The 15,494-nt window shown below is 39.9% G+C and carries 13 protein-coding genes; 5 read left to right on the forward strand and 8 right to left on the reverse strand.

Going from position 1 to position 15,494, the window contains the following annotated elements:
* Positions 1-16: 16 nt before the first annotated feature.
* The 3 genes from IEO70_RS09045 (at position 17) to IEO70_RS09055 (ending at position 2,840) form a co-directional block, all read left to right on the forward strand.
* The gene (locus IEO70_RS09045) at positions 17-913 is read left to right on the forward strand and encodes an accessory Sec system S-layer assembly protein (protein ID WP_190998056.1); all 897 of its coding nucleotides are present in this window, start codon (positions 17-19) and stop codon (positions 911-913) included.
* A gap of 285 nt (positions 914-1,198) precedes the next feature.
* Complete coding sequence (locus tag IEO70_RS09050) at positions 1,199-1,825, forward strand: YfbR-like 5'-deoxynucleotidase (RefSeq protein WP_190998057.1); 627 nt, start codon at positions 1,199-1,201, stop codon at positions 1,823-1,825.
* Positions 1,826-2,531: 706 nt separating this feature from the next.
* Positions 2,532-2,840 carry a helix-turn-helix domain-containing protein gene (locus IEO70_RS09055; protein ID WP_190998058.1) on the forward strand — a complete coding sequence of 103 codons (309 nt, stop codon included), beginning with the start codon at positions 2,532-2,534 and terminating at the stop codon, positions 2,838-2,840.
* A gap of 100 nt (positions 2,841-2,940) precedes the next feature.
* Here IEO70_RS09055 and IEO70_RS09060 read toward each other — a convergent pair whose 3' ends face one another.
* Entirely contained in the window at positions 2,941-3,102 is a 162-nt protein-coding gene (locus IEO70_RS09060) for an anti-repressor SinI family protein (RefSeq protein WP_328820900.1), read from the reverse strand.
* A 658-nt stretch (positions 3,103-3,760) separates the two neighbouring features.
* Here IEO70_RS09060 and IEO70_RS09065 point away from each other — a divergent pair.
* Positions 3,761-4,324: an undecaprenyl-diphosphatase gene (locus IEO70_RS09065; protein ID WP_190998059.1), complete on the forward strand. Its 564-nt coding sequence runs from the start codon at positions 3,761-3,763 to the stop codon at positions 4,322-4,324.
* Between the two features lie 169 nt (positions 4,325-4,493).
* On the opposite strand, the gene IEO70_RS09070 is transcribed toward IEO70_RS09065, so the two are convergent.
* The 5 genes from IEO70_RS09070 to ptcA all read right to left on the reverse strand — a co-directional run bounded on the left by IEO70_RS09070 (position 4,494) and on the right by ptcA (position 10,471).
* Positions 4,494-5,297, reverse strand: coding sequence for a MurR/RpiR family transcriptional regulator (locus IEO70_RS09070; RefSeq protein WP_190998060.1), 804 nt, complete (start codon positions 5,295-5,297; stop codon positions 4,494-4,496).
* 14 nt (positions 5,298-5,311) lie between these two features.
* Positions 5,312-6,412 (reverse strand): agmatine deiminase, encoded by a 1,101-nt coding sequence (gene aguA / locus IEO70_RS09075; protein WP_190998061.1) that lies wholly within the window; start codon positions 6,410-6,412, stop codon positions 5,312-5,314.
* Positions 6,413-6,657: 245 nt separating this feature from the next.
* Positions 6,658-7,752 carry an agmatine deiminase gene (gene aguA, locus IEO70_RS09080; protein WP_190998062.1) on the reverse strand — a complete coding sequence of 365 codons (1,095 nt, stop codon included), beginning with the start codon at positions 7,750-7,752 and terminating at the stop codon, positions 6,658-6,660.
* A complete protein-coding gene (locus IEO70_RS09085; protein WP_190998063.1) occupies positions 7,749-9,152 on the reverse strand; it encodes an APC family permease in 1,404 nt (467 codons plus the stop codon). Before IEO70_RS09085 ends, aguA (IEO70_RS09080) begins: the two co-directional genes overlap by 4 nt.
* Positions 9,153-9,484: 332 nt before the next feature.
* On the reverse strand, positions 9,485-10,471 hold the full coding sequence (gene ptcA / locus IEO70_RS09090; protein WP_190998064.1) for a putrescine carbamoyltransferase: 987 nt from the start codon (positions 10,469-10,471) through the stop codon (positions 9,485-9,487).
* A 303-nt stretch (positions 10,472-10,774) separates the two neighbouring features.
* Between ptcA and IEO70_RS09095 the strand changes: the two genes are divergently transcribed.
* The gene (locus tag IEO70_RS09095; protein WP_190998065.1) at positions 10,775-12,304 is read left to right on the forward strand and encodes a plasmid pRiA4b ORF-3 family protein; all 1,530 of its coding nucleotides are present in this window, start codon (positions 10,775-10,777) and stop codon (positions 12,302-12,304) included.
* A gap of 42 nt (positions 12,305-12,346) precedes the next feature.
* On the opposite strand, the gene htpG is transcribed toward IEO70_RS09095, so the two are convergent.
* Together htpG and IEO70_RS09105 are read right to left on the reverse strand one after the other, a co-directional pair.
* Positions 12,347-14,218: a molecular chaperone HtpG gene (gene htpG / locus IEO70_RS09100; protein WP_190998066.1), complete on the reverse strand. Its 1,872-nt coding sequence runs from the start codon at positions 14,216-14,218 to the stop codon at positions 12,347-12,349.
* Between the two features lie 153 nt (positions 14,219-14,371).
* The gene (locus IEO70_RS09105; RefSeq protein ID WP_190998067.1) at positions 14,372-15,490 is read right to left on the reverse strand and encodes a glycosyltransferase family 4 protein; all 1,119 of its coding nucleotides are present in this window, start codon (positions 15,488-15,490) and stop codon (positions 14,372-14,374) included.
* Positions 15,491-15,494: the final 4 nt, after the last annotated feature.

Below are 15,494 nucleotides of genomic sequence, written 5' to 3' on the forward strand. Positions count from 1 at the left end.
TAAAGGGGGAATTATTATGTTTTCCATTTTCCGAAAGTCAAAAAAAATGAAGAACGAAGGAAAAGATAGTGCTTTTTCTTCAAAAGAACTTATTAATACGGAAGACGATCATAAAAAAGTTGATGTGAACGAGGATATCGAAACGGCCTTATCGTTGCATGCTTCTTGGGCACTTTCTGCAGAACAGACATATGTATACCGTTTCTTGAATAACGAATTAGCGCCGTTGAAGCCGAACCAAATTTCATTGGCCGGCACAGAAATGCGCCGCGAGGGCGATGATTTGTTGGCTATTGCTTTTGTCCGCAATAGCTTAAGCAAAGCGATTAAGTTTGAAAAGGTGACACTGCTGTTGCTAGATGTAGATCAGCAACCAATCGCCCGTCATGAGTTTGATATGTCACAACTTGGTGAGCTACCCGGAAGAAGCAGCCGTCCTTGGCAGTTTATTTTCCCTAAAAATTCAATTATAAAACAAGAATTTTCCACTACTGATTGGTCAATCGCCTTTGAGATTAAACAAAAGCATAAGCTTGACTTGGAAGAGTCTTGGAATACGAGCTTAAGTACAGAAGACAAAGAAAAATTAAAGAAAATCGTTGATGATCTAACACCGCCAAAAGAAGGTGAAGTGAACTTCATGGGTCTGCAGGCACACAGAATCGAAAGCGGCGACCTTCATGTAACAGTATTAATCCGCAATGGCAGTTCAAAAACGATTAATCTTCAGCTGCTGCCTCTTGAAATACACGACGCATCTAAAAAGGTCATTGCAAAAGGCGGATTCCAATTAGATAATTTACAAGTTGTAGCCAATACTACAAAACCATGGACTTTCATCTTCCCTGCTGCTCTTGTCACAGAGAAAGAAATAGATTTAAAATCATGGACTATTTCAACAGTATGTCAATGACAGAGAAGGAGTCTCCTTGAGAGGATCCTTTTTCTATAATTAAAACCACTATTCCATCGCTAACTTGCAGACACTATCAGTCTCACCAATGGCTTATCCCCATTTCTTTTTGTCAATGCACTCATTAACCAATCAAATCGAGAGTGCAAAAAATATATTTCCATATTAGAAAATTAATAGAATTATAGAATATTCCATTAATTTCACCTTGAACAGTCATCATAGTTACGGTATGATGACAAGAAATATTTGGAGGCATATTAATATTGAAAAGGAGTGTTTGCAATGGGAATCCACACATATTTTAAAAGCTTAACGAAACTGGAAAGAATTGAGCGCTGTCCGGGTGAATTTATGTTTGAAAGACACACTGTTGCAAGCCATTCTTTCAAAGTAACTGTATATGCGCAATTCCTCGGTACAGTCGAGGAGCAGAATGGCACTGAAATCAACTGGAAGCTGCTTTATGAAAAAGCAATCAATCACGATTATGCAGAGATTTTTATCGGAGACATTAAAACGCCGGTTAAGTATTGGACACCGGAAATGCGCACGATGCTGCATAAAGTTGAAGAAGGTATGACCGCTAAATTCATTGAAACCGAAATTCCTGATGAATTCAAAGATTTTTACCGCGAAAAAATGAAAGAAGGCAAGGATGATACAGTTGAAGGGAAAATTCTTGCTGTAGCTGATAAAGTGGATCAAATATATGAAGCATTTTCAGAAATTCAACGAGGCAATGCCGAACCTGTCATTATTGAAATTTATCGTGATGCTTTAGTGGCAATTAAAAGCGTTAACTTGAAGTGCGTCGACTACTTCTTAAAATATGTGCTCGCTGAGATGGTAGAGGAAGAAATGATGGCAGCCATAGATATAAAGAAAATAACAGATGAAGCTTTAGGGTAATAAAGAAAACTTGCCTTTGCCAAGCTGCTAAGGCGCAGGCAAAGGTCTAGTTGCACTTATACTGTACACTTTAAATTGGTGACTACGACGAATCTTCCTTCTAGTTACTAATTTATATATTATAGTGCATGAAGGATCGGTAGCGGTCCTTTTTTAGTTTTGATTCTGCCCCTCGATGTTGCTTCAATAAAAAAGGGGACATGCGAGAACCGAAATGCGGAAGCGGCCCGCAAGCAAGGAACTGCGACTAAAGACGCTCCGTTCTGTAGCAACGTCGCTGTGACTCTCTTCCTGAGAGCCTCCGCCCAAGAAACCCGATTTTGGTTTCTTGGACGTGAGGCAAGTAATGAACAACCGCTAAAAATGCCACGTCCACATGTCTTCGCCGATTTGACCTACATCCAGGAAGCCTTCGAGCATGGCAGGTGCAAGGTTAGACATCCTCTAGGCCGGGCAAATGCCCAATGGGGCTTGCCTGCACAACCGACCTGTCTCCAAAATCTTTCGACACAACTACTATTTCTTTAGACAATATTTTTTGTATTTCTACAAATTTCGCACGTTTTTAGTAAAAAACACTTTAAGAATATGCATTTAATCTACTATAATAGAAATAAGAGTATAAATTGTAAATATTTTAAAAAATATGCTTAGAAATATTCTTTAAGCCGACCGCGCAAACTACTTCTAGGATGTGAAATTATTTATGATAGGAGATCGTGTTAAACGCATTAGACTCGAAAGAAATTTGTCTATGTCAGAGCTTGCAGAAAAAGCCGGAGTGGCAAAGTCATATTTAAGCTCTCTTGAAAGAAATTTGCAGAGCAACCCATCCATTCAGTTTTTAGACAAAATTTCAGCCGTTCTGAATGTGTCCGTCGATTCCTTATTGCACGACGAACCTTTAGATGAAGAATGGCTCGAGATTGTGGAAGAAGCTATGAAGTCCGGCGTCACAAAAGAGCAGTTTAAAGAATTCATTGAATACAGTAAGTGGAAACTCAAAAAGGATTGAATTCAGCCATAATAAAAACCCTTAGCAACCAAGTACCGCTTCCAATACATGATCCGCTAAGGGTTGAATCCAATATTATTATCTTTTTTATACATAGCAATTAATTAACCTTTTCCAATACTTCCGGCTGCAGGTCCTCTCCGTTCTTTTTTCCAAGCAAAAACTGACGGACTTCTTTTTTCGTAAGCCCCGCTTTCTTTGCCTGCTTAATCAGCTTTAACCACTCTTGGTTTAACCCTTGATTGTCCATAACAACACCCACTTTCCTTCCTCCAAAACGGCCTTTCTTAGGCCATATAACCCTTTGTAAAGGACCTGCATTTTTCGCAGCTTTTCACTAATGTCAATCCTCTTCTCCTGACAAAGACAATTTCCCTTCATCCCATTATATGCCTAATCACAGAAGAAAAATGTTACTTCTTGTCACTGATTGCCAAGAAAACTTAATATCTTTGTTCATAGTTGCATTATAGCTACTAATTGTTAAAAATGAATAAAACAAAATTATATATAGAATTTTTTTACATTTCTACGTTCTATATGTCGAATAATATGTCTTTCTCCCCAAATATGCGCTTCTGTTGCTTTAAATTCACTTAAATCCGCTCCGCATACGGGACACATCCATCCCCCTTTCTTATGCTGCAAAATGACGGTCGTCGGCACTTATAGCAATTTTTCCGATACGTGAAGCACTCCCCGTTCTTTGTTAAGAACAATATATTCCATTGAGCAATCCATAAAAACTAGCAAATTAGCTCTTTTTTATTATAAATTCACCTACAATCGTACTTTATATTGATTTCCCTCTTTTTTCTCTTATTCTTCTGAAATTTTCTTATCTATATGCATGCAGGAAAATGCTATAATAGGTGCTATATTCATTTACAAAGGACAACTTATAAGGGGAATTTACTAGGATGATGGAGACTAATGCACAAATATTTAAGGCAATCAATAATTTAGGAAAAGAGTATACCTTCCTAAACCCTTTTTTCATCTTTATCGCCGACTACACATTGTATATTTTAATTGCAGCCTTACTGCTTTATTGGTTCACACGCAGTAAGAAAAACAGAATGATGGTTATTTCATCACTGCTGTCGGTCGTTATTGCAGAAGTTGGCGGTAAAATTATCGGTTTATTGCATTTTAATTATCAACCGTTCGTTTCGCTGTCCGGTGTCAATCAGCTAATAGAAAAAGATATCGGAAACTCTTTTCCGAGTGATCATACAATCATCTTTTTCACTGTATGTTTTACATTCTTTTTCTTTAAAAAGAAATACAAGCATTTATGGATTGTTCTCGCCTTGCTTGTCGGGCTTTCGCGCATTTGGGTAGGTGTTCACTATCCAGCTGATGTGCTGATGGGTGCGGTAACAGGAATCGGTGCCGCATACTTATGCTACAGACTGGTACCGAAAAATCGTAAAATCCGAAAAATTGTCGCTAAAGCAGTCGCATTACAAGTCTATAAATAGAAAACGGCACCGGTCCTTTTTGGTTAGACAGCTCTCCAACTTCAAAAATTATTATTCTTAAGAGGTAAAACAGCAATACCATGGCTTAAAATAGCCTTGGCATTGCTGTTTTTTTCATCAATCAATCGATTGATTGAAACTTAATGCTGAGAAAAATTCAATCAATCGATTAATTGAAATCTACTGCTTCCTCCGAGTACTCCTGACTATCTTCTATAAATTGATATAAAACAAGCTCTAATATCGCTATTGTTGAAATACGCGACGTGATGTCCTGTTTATTCATTTCAATTTCATCTGTAAAAATGTATAAATTAATATCGCTTAAATTTTGAATGACATTATTGTCGGCCCCTGTGACAGAAATCAAGTAAGGACTTTGTTTACTGGCTTTGATTTGCTGCACAAGCTGAATCAATTCAATATCATGTCCTCCATAAGACAGAACGATGACGAGATCGTCTTTCGTCACATGCTGAGCAACTGCTTGCCGATAATGATAGTCTTCCGGAAATTCAACGAGAAACCCTTTCATCATATAGATGTACTTCACATATTGCGCTACGCATTTGCTTAATCCTTTCGCAAAAATGAAGATACGCGGACGTTTTGCAAGCTTTAGCGCAATCTTCTCCATTTTGGAAGGCTCCAACACGCGAACGGACTCAATAATATTTTTCAAATACTCTTCTCGGTAATCGATTTGCTTCACTACAAACGGAGACGGATCTTGTTCTTTCGTTCTATTGAATAGTGTAAATTTAATGACCGTTGTAAACTCGCGATAACCGGCGAATCCGAGCTTTTTAACGAAGCGAAGAAAAGTGGTTGTCGAAACGAAGCATTCGGCCGAAACTTCACGAATGCTTTTATTTTTGATTGCGTCCATATTTTTCACAACAAAATCAAATAACTCACGCTCATTTTTTGTTAAGGTTGTTAAGCTCTTACTCGATATTTCGAAAAAGTCCATTTCTCGTCTCCTCCCTATTTAGTCCGACGCGGAACGTGCTGGGTTATACAGTGAATATTGCCGCCACCAAGCAAAATTTCTCTTGCCTGAACTCCGATTACTTGGCGGTCCGGGTATACTTTTTCAAGCAAAGCTTGGGCGTCTTTATCTTTCGGATCATCAAATAACGGGAAAATAATTGCACCATTTGCCGTATAATAATTGACATAGCTTGCTGCCAAACGATCACCGGGCTGTCTTGGAAACGTTCCATTCACAGCATCCACTCCTTCGCTTTCTTCCTTTGTAATCAATACAGGACTCGGACAGTGGATTTTATGAATTGTAAAGCTGCGGTTTTTGGCATCGCTTACATTCTTTAAAATAAATTCACATTCTCTCGCAATTTTATAATGCGGATCATTCGGGTCATCTGACCATGATAAGATAACTTCGCCAGGCTTCACAAAATTCAAAATATTGTCGATATGACCGTTTGTCTCATCTAAATAAAGGCCGCGCTTTAACCAAATGACTTTTTCCACATTGCAGTATTGCTTTAGAACGGATTCAATTTGTTCCTTGGATAATTCACGGTTTCTGCCCTCGGATAGCAAACACTCTTCTGTCGTAATTAATGTGCCTTCACCATCGACGTGGATAGAGCAGCCTTCCAAAATAAAATTCTCTAAATGATAAAAATCGATGTTTTCAAGCCAGCATACCTTTTGCGCAACTTGATCATCTTTATCCCAAGGAAAGTACAAACCGTCAAACAGGCCGCCCCATGCATTGAATCGCCAATCTATGCCGCGCAGTTTCCCTTCCTCGTTGATGACATACGTCGGTCCAAAATCACGAATCCAGGAGTCATTGCTCGACATTTCCACTGTGCGAATTTGTTCCGGAAGCATACTGCGAGCATTTTCATATTGTTGTGCTGATACGAGCACTGTTACCGGTTCAAATGCACTGATTGCGGTTGCAACCTCTGTGAAACAAGCTTGTGCCGGCTTTGCACCTAAGCGCCAATTATCTGTCCTCTCAGGCCAAATGATGTAACACCCTTCATGCTCTTCAAACTCTCCCGGCATCCGGTACCCATCCGCCTTCGGAAGTGTTCCTTCAATTTTCATAAGCGATCATTCCTATCTATTAAATCTGCAGTCTATTTAATTTTAAATTTACTGGTGAATTGTGAATATTTATTGGGGTAGAGGTTTCTAAATATTTAATTAATCGATTGATTGAAAACTGGGATTTTCTCTATATTGCATTAATCAATCGTTTGATTGAAAGGTATATAAATGCTGTCATAATGCGTTTTTCTTATTCTTGCAAAAATAAAAAAGTGCCGGACGGGATCCGGCACTCCTTATATTTATGCTTTTGGCACTTGTTGCGTAATGCAGTGGATATTGCCGCCTCCAAGTAAAATCTCTCTGGCAGGAACACCGACAACTACTCGGTCAGGATATAATTCCTGAAGTTTTTGACGGGCTTCTTCGTCTTTTTCGTCTCCAAATAACGGGAAGATAACGCCGCCATTTGCTGTGTAGTAATTGATATAGCTTGCCGCTAAGCGATCGCCTTCCATACGCGGAAGTGTTCCTTCAACAGCATCAACGCCTTCACTTTCTTCTTTTGTAATTAACACCGGAGAAGGGACGTGAATTTTATGTATTGTTAATTTGCGTCCTTTCGCATCAGTTGCTTCACTTAAAATATCATAGCATTCTTTTGAGATTTCGTATTGCGGGTCATTGACGTCATCTGTCCAAGCAAGCGCCACAACACCGGGCTCAACATAGTTTAAAATGTTGTCGACATGGCCATTCGTTTCATCTAAGTAGATTCCTCGTTTCAGCCAGATGATTTTTTCAACGTTCAAATATTCTTTTAACACTTCTTCAATTTGCTCTTTAGAAAGCTGTGGATTGCGTCCTTCAGAAAGCAGACATTCTTCTGTAGTGATCAACGTTCCTTCACCATCAACGTGAATTGAACCGCCTTCAAGAACAAATTCAGGAAGCTCGTAACGGTCTTTCATTTCAATTTCGCAAATCTTTTGCGCTACTTGCTCATCTTTATCCCAAGGGAAATATAGACCGTCGACCAGGCCGCCCCATGAGTTGAATGACCAGTCAACACCGCGCATATCACCTTCATCATTCACGACAAATGTCGGACCGCTGTCACGTACCCAAGAATCGTCATTCTCGATTTCAACGACACGGATGTTATCAGGCAACATATGACGAGCATTCATATATTGATTATGAGATACGCCGACAGTAACTGGCTCGAATTGCGATATCGCTGTCGCTACATCTACGAATACTTTTTGTGCCGGTTTAGCACCCAAGCGCCAATTGTCCGGTCTTTCCGGCCATAAAATATAGCAGCCTTGATGTTCTTCAAATTCGCCGGGCATTCTGAATCCATCTTTTTTTGCTGTACTATCTATTACTCTCATCGTTTGATCTCTCCTTGTCGTTTTTCTTGTATTTCTTCTGATATCACTTCTTGTTTAGCAGCTTTTGTTATGCAAATTTCACCGACGATAAAGGCTAAAACACTGCCTATTAAAATCGGAATCTTTTCACTTAGTTCTGCAGCTGAACCGTTTAAAGGAACCGCTGAGAAAATTAGTGTAATCACTAGTAAAACAACCGGAATATACGTCATCAATTTCAACATAAGCGGACTTCCCGGAACTTTGAACGGTCTTTCGCGGTCCGGATCAATACGGCGCAATTTAAGAAATGCCGGGAACATTAAAATGTAAGAAGCAAGCAAGGCCACAACATTCAATGCAAAGAACGCCCAGAATATATTTTCGTTCGGAATCATCGGACCGACTACAACTAAGGCTGTTGCAACAAAACCGTTAATTATACTTGCTCCAACCGGCATATCATTTTTCGGATTGACTCTTGCAAATGCTTGCGGCAGGTCATAATTGCGCGCTGCATATTTCGCTACGTCATTAACGCCAAGCGCCCATGAAATCAGATTGGCCGCTAATGTATACATGAACATTAACCCGACTGCAATAACAAACGGATTGATGCCTCCAAGCATAATAATGAAGCTGTCGACCAGGCCGCCTGATGTAGAAAGCTCGCTTGATGGAATAGCCGCTCCCATGCCGAATGCCGCTAATAAATAGAAGAAAGCAATTAGCAGACCGCCATAAATGATCGCTTGCGGAATTTGTTTTTTCGGATTTTCCATATCTCCCGCTAAGCTAGTTACAACTTCAAAGCCTAAAAAGTTAAATAGAATAATAGAAATAAACGATAAGCTGGATATGTCGAAGCTCGGTAATAACGCTGCCCCTGAAAAATCATTCGCCAGCCCTTTTGTCGCTGCAAAATAAATACCGAGGCCGCCAAGGCAAAGCATAATGCCGACCTTACAGAATGCGGCAATATTCAAGATCCACTTGCTGTCACTTACCGGATAGCAGCTGACAAGGACAACTGACCAAACAAACAGCAGCTGAATGCCGATTGATATAGGAAGACTTAAAGAAAGCGAAAAGATTTGCTCGAAAACCTCCACAAATAGAACAGCCAAACTAGCCATCCAAATAGGATAGTTAATCCAATATAACCAGGAAACACGCGCTCCCCAACGACGTCCATAGGCCCGTTTAACCCAATCGTAAATACCGCCCTCGTCGTTATAGGTCGTACCTAATTCAGCAGAAATTAAGCCGTACGGCAGGAAGAACAGTCCTAACATTAAAAACCACCAAAAGAATTGTGAAGAACCAATTGCCGCTGCAGGCGCTGCCGATTCCACAACGAGAATAACGCAAACAGCCATCAGAACGGCATCAAATAGTCTAAAATTTTTCTTCTTCTTCATCGTGCCCACTCCTTTATAGAAAAACCGTCACCGTTCCTTTTTCATTTTTTGAATTCGTAACAAGAATTTACATTAATGAAAAAGGAGACATGCTAACCATCACAATAAGAAACAGCAGCTAAGAATCGCTGTGACCCTCATCCGGAGAGCCTCCGCACAAGAAACCCGCTTTTGATTTCTTGGGAGGGGTGGCTTAGGCCATAAGCATGGCAAGTGTAAGGTTAGACAATAGAAAAAACGTCATCGGTCTTTCTTTGTTTAATGCACAATCAGTTACTTTGCAGGGAAAGGAGAGTCAGTTTCCCTCCTCTCCTTCATTATTTATGTAAGTTTTAGCTGTACACTAGCTCGTGTTCCGGTTCTTTTACGAATTCTGCTTGTAAAGTTGGATTTAAGAAGTATACAAGCAATGCTCGCATCGCAGTCAGACGGTTTTCCGCTTCATCAAGAACGATTGAATAGTCTGCATCAAGCACTTCGTCTGTAACTTCTTCGCCGCGAGTTGCAGGTAGACAGTGCATGAATTTCACGTGTGGAGCTGCTTTGCGAATCATTTCTGAATTAACTTGATATTTCGGATAGAAAATACCCATGCGCTCTTCTTCTGAAAGTTCTGCTTCATATAGGCCATACCAAACATCTGTGTAAATGAAGTCTGCTCCAGCTAAGCAACTAGGATCATCTGTCACTAAATAGCTACCTCCGGATATGCGGCAATTTTCTTCTGCAATTTTCAGATGTTCTTCTCGTAATTGGAAGCCTTTTGGTCCATAGTGAACGAAATCCATACCAAGTTTTGTTGCCATGAACATAGTAGATGCACACACTTGAGTAGCATCGCCGACGAAGACGATTTTGCAGTCCTCAATGGATTTGCCTTCTGGAAGATGTTCAAACATTGTAATTGCATCGCCTAATTCTTGTGTAGGGTGATTGTAGTCAGACATACCGTTGATAACCGGGATTGTTGCTGTTTCTGCTAGTTCGACAATTGTATTATGGCGTTCAACGCGTGCCATTAAGATGTCAACTAATCTGGAAAGAACGCGGGCAGTATCTCCTAGAGTTTCATGTCCTCCCAGTTGAATTTGACCTGGTGCTAAGTATTGCGCATGTCCGCCTAGTTGTGTCATCGCAGTTTCGAAGGAAACACGTGTGCGAGTAGATGATTGCTCGAAGATCATACCTAACGTTTTATTTTTTAATAGCTGAGGGTAGTAGCCATTTTTAATTGATTTTTTTAATTCCAATCCAAGATTGATCAAGTAAAGAATCTCTTCTTTTGTAAAATCTTTAGTATCGATAAAGTCTTTTGTCATGTTAAATTCCACCTCGTTGTATTATTGTGAATATTTGAGCATCTCTGCTATAGTTAAAGTATAGAACAGCAGCATTTGAGATGGAATAGCTTAACTCTCTTTAAAAACACGAAAATTCAAGCTGTAACATGGTACATTTTGCGTAACAAACTGCCATTTTTGCAGATTGCTCTTGACTAACAGAAAGCGCTTTCACTTTGTTGGTTTCATTGTACCGGACGATATAATTGCAAAGCCCGGACTGAGCATCTCGCATGTTTGGCACAATGAAGGGTAATAAGAAGATTATAAGGGGTGAATCCGATGATTTATCAGTTAAGAGTGAGCTTAAAACATTTGCCTGCTCCTGTCTGGAGGCGGATCGAGATTGATAGCTCTGTGACATTCACTGATCTGCATTACATACTGCAAGCGGCCTTTGAATGGGAAGATTGCCATTTGCACACATTTTTCATCCGTCAATCAAATGGAAAAACAATAAAGAATAGAGTTGAAATCGGACCGGACATAGATGATTTACTAGCAGGACCAACAAGTCACTACACTAAACTCAACGAAAGTACGGAAATCGTGTCGCATTGGCTGACGAAAAAGAATGACCACTGTCTATACATATATGACTTCGGCGATGATTGGCAGCATGAGATTGTGCTAGAGAAGATTATTGAGCGTAAGGAAGATGCATTATACCCGAGATGCACAATGGCAGTCGGGGCAAGCCCGGAAGAAGATAGTTTCGGCATGCTAGAGAGCATAGAATCTATTGATTCCGATCGAGTTTGCGCCGAGATTAATCAAGTTTATCGGAATTTGTTTGAGGAAAACGGGACGCATTCAGAGGAGGCCAGCCATTCAGAATGGCTTAAGCTCTTTGAACTGGTAGATGAATTAAAGAAATTGAAGCCATGGCAATGGATGGATAATAAGCATGTTTTCGCCCTTAACAATCCGATTGACGGAGATTATGTGTATTGTAGCGTGCTCGGCTCTGCTGAACAGGAATACGGGCTCGTAACGTATATCGGACAGCAAGGGCTTAAAGCACTCGACAAATTCTATACGATGCCGTCCATCCACGATATGATTTTTGAACAGCACACCCTATTCATTTCTTTTTCCAACCGGGATGAGCTTGAAAAAAAAGATTATCAATTGATTAAATCATTGGGATTAAAATATCGCGGCAAAAAACAATGGCCACTGTTCCGCAGCTATGTGCCCGGGCTGTATCCATGGTGGCTCAATAAAAAAGAGGTAGAATTGCTGACGGAAATTCTTCCGCAAGTCATTAACATTTGCCTGCAAATGAAAGAGCATCGATCGCTTATCCCGGCTTATAACGGGAAAGAAGTGGTCCGCTTCGATACCGAGCTACAAAAGTATATATTCGTGGTCCATCCACAAGAAGCGGCACCAGTTCCGGTACCGGAGATTCAGGTTAATGAATTATTTTTACAAAGAATGCGCAAACAAATGAACCGAATGTACGCGCCGATTGAATTTGATTATTTTTACTTGAACGATCCTATTCAGGAGTATCCCGGCCAGCGCCCGTTCTTCCCGCTCATGATGCTGGCGGTCGAATGCGAGCAGGAACTGATTATTTATCAAGATATTGTCCGAATGAGCGAGCTTCACACCGTAGCCGATTGCCTACTGGATTTAATTAACAAATTACAACTATTGCCTTCAGAAATTTATGTGCAGCGACACAACCTATATACACTGCTAGAGCCCCTGGCAAACAAGCTGGACATCAAGCTGAAGAAAGTGCCGAATTTACCTGTTATGACAGAAGTGAAGGAAGAATTGTTTTCAGAGTTGCCGTTTTAAATGTAAAAGCCGATCTCCACTGCTAGAGATCGGCTTTTATAATTACAACATTACTTTACAAATATCGTTCGTGAATTGAACAGGGTCTTGAATTGGCAGACCTTCGATAAGTAATGCTTGGTTGTACAGCAAGTGTGTAAACAGCTTCACTTTGTCTTTGTCGCCTTGTTCGTATGCTGATTTGATGGATTGGAATACATCGTGATCAGCATTGATTTCAAGTACTTTGTTTGCTTTCACGTTTTGGTTGTTTGGCATCGCGTTCAGGATTTTCTCCATTTCTATGGATACGTCGCCTTCAGCTGTTAAGCAGACTGGATGTGATTTTAAGCGTTTAGAAGCGCGCACATCGCCCACGGAGCCCTCCAGCACGTCTTTCATATAGCTGAACAGCTCTTTGTCTTCTTCTTTCTGCTCGTCTTTGTGATCGTCCTCGATGCCAAGGTCACCGCTTGAGACAGATTTGAATTCTTTTTCCTTGTAGTTCATCAACACTTTCACAACAAACTCATCAATATCGTCTGTGAAGTACAGGATTTCGTAGCCTTTATCGGCAACAAGTTCCGTTTGCGGCAGCTTCTCGATTCGTTCAACCGACTCGCCCGTCGCGTAGTAAATGTATTTTTGATCCTCAGGCATTCTTGAAACATATTCATCAAGCGTCACTTGTTTTTTCTCTTTTGAAGAGTAGAACATCAGCAAGTCTTGAAGCACATCTTTATCTTGGCCAAAGTTATCGTACGCGCCGAATTTCAATTGTCGGCCGAACGATTTGTAGAACGTATCGTAGTTCTCACGTTCTGTTTTCAACATGTGCTCAAGCTCTTTTTTGATTTTGTTCTTAATGTTTTTCGCAATGAATTTCAGCTGCTTGTCTTGCTGTAAAATTTCACGTGAAATATTAAGCGATAGATCCTCAGAGTCAACCATACCTTTTACGAAACTGAAGTAGTCTGGAAGCAAATCTGGGCATTTCTCCATGATTAGGACGCCGTTAGAGTATAGCTCCAAACCTTTTTCGAATTCCTTTGAATAGTAGTCGAACGGAATGCTTTCCGGAATGTAAAGAATTGCATTGTAGCGAACAGAGCCATCAACTTTAGTGTGAAGATGCTTGATCGGTTTATCGAAGCCGTAATGCTTCTCGTGATAAAACTGCTCGTAATCCTCATCTGTCAGTTCACTTTTGTTCTTTCTCCAGATTGGAACCATGCTGTTGATTGTTTGCTCTTCTGTATATTGCTCGTACTCGTCTTCGCTTCCTTCTTTCAATCGTCTCGACGTCACATCCATTTTGATTGGGTAGCGAATGAAGTCCGAGTATTTTTTGATAATTGATTTCAGACGGTATTCTTCTAAATACTCGTCGTAGTTCTCATCCTCTGTGTTTTCTTTAATTTTTAATGTGATGATTGTGCCGTTGCCGTCTTTCTCGCACAGCTCAATTGTGTAGCCGTCCGCACCGGCTGAGTGCCATTTGTAGGCTTGCTCGCTGCCGACCGCTTTACTGATAACCGTTACTTCATCGGCCACCATGAAAGAAGAATAGAAGCCGACACCAAATTGGCCGATAATGTCATAGCCGTCTTTGATCTCATTGTCCGATTTGAATGCTAAGGAGCCGCTTTTCGCAATCGTTCCAAGATGTTCAGCAAGGTCTTCCTTCGTCATCCCGATTCCTGTGTCTTCGATTGTTAAAGTACGCGCCTCTTTGTCAGCCGTCACTTTAATGAAATAATCGTCTTTATTGAAAGTTAACGTATCATCCGTTAATGCTTTGTAGTAAATTTTGTCGATTGCATCACTGGCATTGGAAATCAGTTCTCGCAGAAAAATCTCCTTCTGCGAATAAATGGAATGAATCATCATATCCAGCAATCTTTTTGATTCTGCCTGAAACTGCATTTTTTCCATCAATAACTCTCCTCTCAAAGAAAACGGGAATTTTAGCACTCTCCTGTAACGAGTGCTAATTTTTAATTACCACAAAAAATAGTATTTTGTCAATATAGTCGTTCCCTAAAAAGGCTTTGCTAGGAATCCTTAGCAAAGCCTTCTTCATCATGTTTAGTTTTTGTTCAAAACTTTTTCGTAAGCTTTATAAACGCTTTCTCGAAACTTTTCAACTGTGAATAATTTAGATGCTCTTTGATAAATATTATTACCTACGTTAGATAATTGATTCTTATCTTTCAATTCAATTGCCTTTTCAATAGACTTCCCTAGCGCCTCATTGTCCTTCACTGGTACAACCCAGCCATAGTCATTTGACGGAATTAAATCTCGTACCCCTCCAACGTCTGTGGTTATTGCTGGTATTTTTTCTCTTGCTGCTTCTAAAAGTACAAGCGGGAAACTTTCACTATATGAAGCCAATAAAGCAATATCCGCAACATTGTATAATGAAGGTACATCGGTTCTGAAACCTAGAAATTTTATGCAATCATTTAATCCATTAGTGGCAACTTGATTTTTTATTTCATTTTCTATCTGACCATCACCAACTAATAGGAGTTTTATATGTTTATTTTTCATGGTCAGTGTTTTCATTACTTGAAGTACTTCTTTATGGCCTTTAACTGGATCAAATCTTGCAACCATAATAACCACAAAATCTTTTGCGTTTAACCCAAGTTCTTCTCGGGCTACTTTATGAACGGACTGAGAATCATTGAAATCAATTCCATTATAGATTACCGTTATTTTATCAGCACTAATGTTTCTATCTACTAATATTTCTTTGAATTTTTTTGATATCGCCAAGAAATGGTCTGGCTTCTTTAGAGACCATAGATGAAGGTTAGTAAATACCTTCCCTGCTAATCCTCTCCCCATGAAATCAAGTTCCGGATTACTATGAAGAGTAGTTACCCATTTACACAGAGGTCTTTTTTTCTTAATATAATAGCCGTAAAAGTTCGCCCTAGGACCATGTGTATGAATAATATCTATATTGTTTGAATCAATAAAAGAGATAATTTTGTTTACAACCATAAAGTCTGTTCTCGATGATTGCTGGAAAAGCTCAACTTGTATGCCCTTTTCCAATGCCTTTTCATACATTAATCCTCTTTCAAACAATCCTAATATTACTTCTGCTTGCTCAAAACCTTCTAATAACTGAAGAATATGAAACATTCCTCCCCCAGTTTCTGCTCCTGCATTCAGATGTAAAATCCTCATCATTTTC

The sequence above is a fragment of the Peribacillus faecalis genome (assembly GCF_014712675.1).
Taxonomy (GTDB): domain Bacteria; phylum Bacillota; class Bacilli; order Bacillales; family DSM-1321; genus Bacillus_AD; species Bacillus_AD faecalis.

What these genes read in the sequence shown, in the direction of transcription:
- IEO70_RS09045 (WP_190998056.1), top strand. Translation starts at nt 17, where the DNA reads ATGTTTTCCATTTTCCGAAAGTCAAAAAAAATGAAGAACGAAGGAAAA.
- IEO70_RS09050 (WP_190998057.1), top strand. Translation starts at nt 1,199, where the DNA reads ATGGGAATCCACACATATTTTAAAAGCTTAACGAAACTGGAAAGAATT.
- IEO70_RS09055 (WP_190998058.1), top strand. Translation starts at nt 2,532, where the DNA reads ATGATAGGAGATCGTGTTAAACGCATTAGACTCGAAAGAAATTTGTCT.
- IEO70_RS09065 (WP_190998059.1), top strand. Translation starts at nt 3,761, where the DNA reads ATGATGGAGACTAATGCACAAATATTTAAGGCAATCAATAATTTAGGA.
- IEO70_RS09070 (WP_190998060.1), bottom strand. Translation starts at nt 5,297, where the DNA reads ATGGACTTTTTCGAAATATCGAGTAAGAGCTTAACAACCTTAACAAAA.
- aguA (WP_190998061.1), bottom strand. Translation starts at nt 6,412, where the DNA reads ATGAAAATTGAAGGAACACTTCCGAAGGCGGATGGGTACCGGATGCCG.
- aguA (WP_190998062.1), bottom strand. Translation starts at nt 7,752, where the DNA reads ATGAGAGTAATAGATAGTACAGCAAAAAAAGATGGATTCAGAATGCCC.
- IEO70_RS09085 (WP_190998063.1), bottom strand. Translation starts at nt 9,152, where the DNA reads ATGAAGAAGAAGAAAAATTTTAGACTATTTGATGCCGTTCTGATGGCT.
- ptcA (WP_190998064.1), bottom strand. Translation starts at nt 10,471, where the DNA reads ATGACAAAAGACTTTATCGATACTAAAGATTTTACAAAAGAAGAGATT.
- IEO70_RS09095 (WP_190998065.1), top strand. Translation starts at nt 10,775, where the DNA reads ATGATTTATCAGTTAAGAGTGAGCTTAAAACATTTGCCTGCTCCTGTC.
- htpG (WP_190998066.1), bottom strand. Translation starts at nt 14,218, where the DNA reads ATGGAAAAAATGCAGTTTCAGGCAGAATCAAAAAGATTGCTGGATATG.
- IEO70_RS09105 (WP_190998067.1), bottom strand. Translation starts at nt 15,490, where the DNA reads ATGATGAGGATTTTACATCTGAATGCAGGAGCAGAAACTGGGGGAGGA.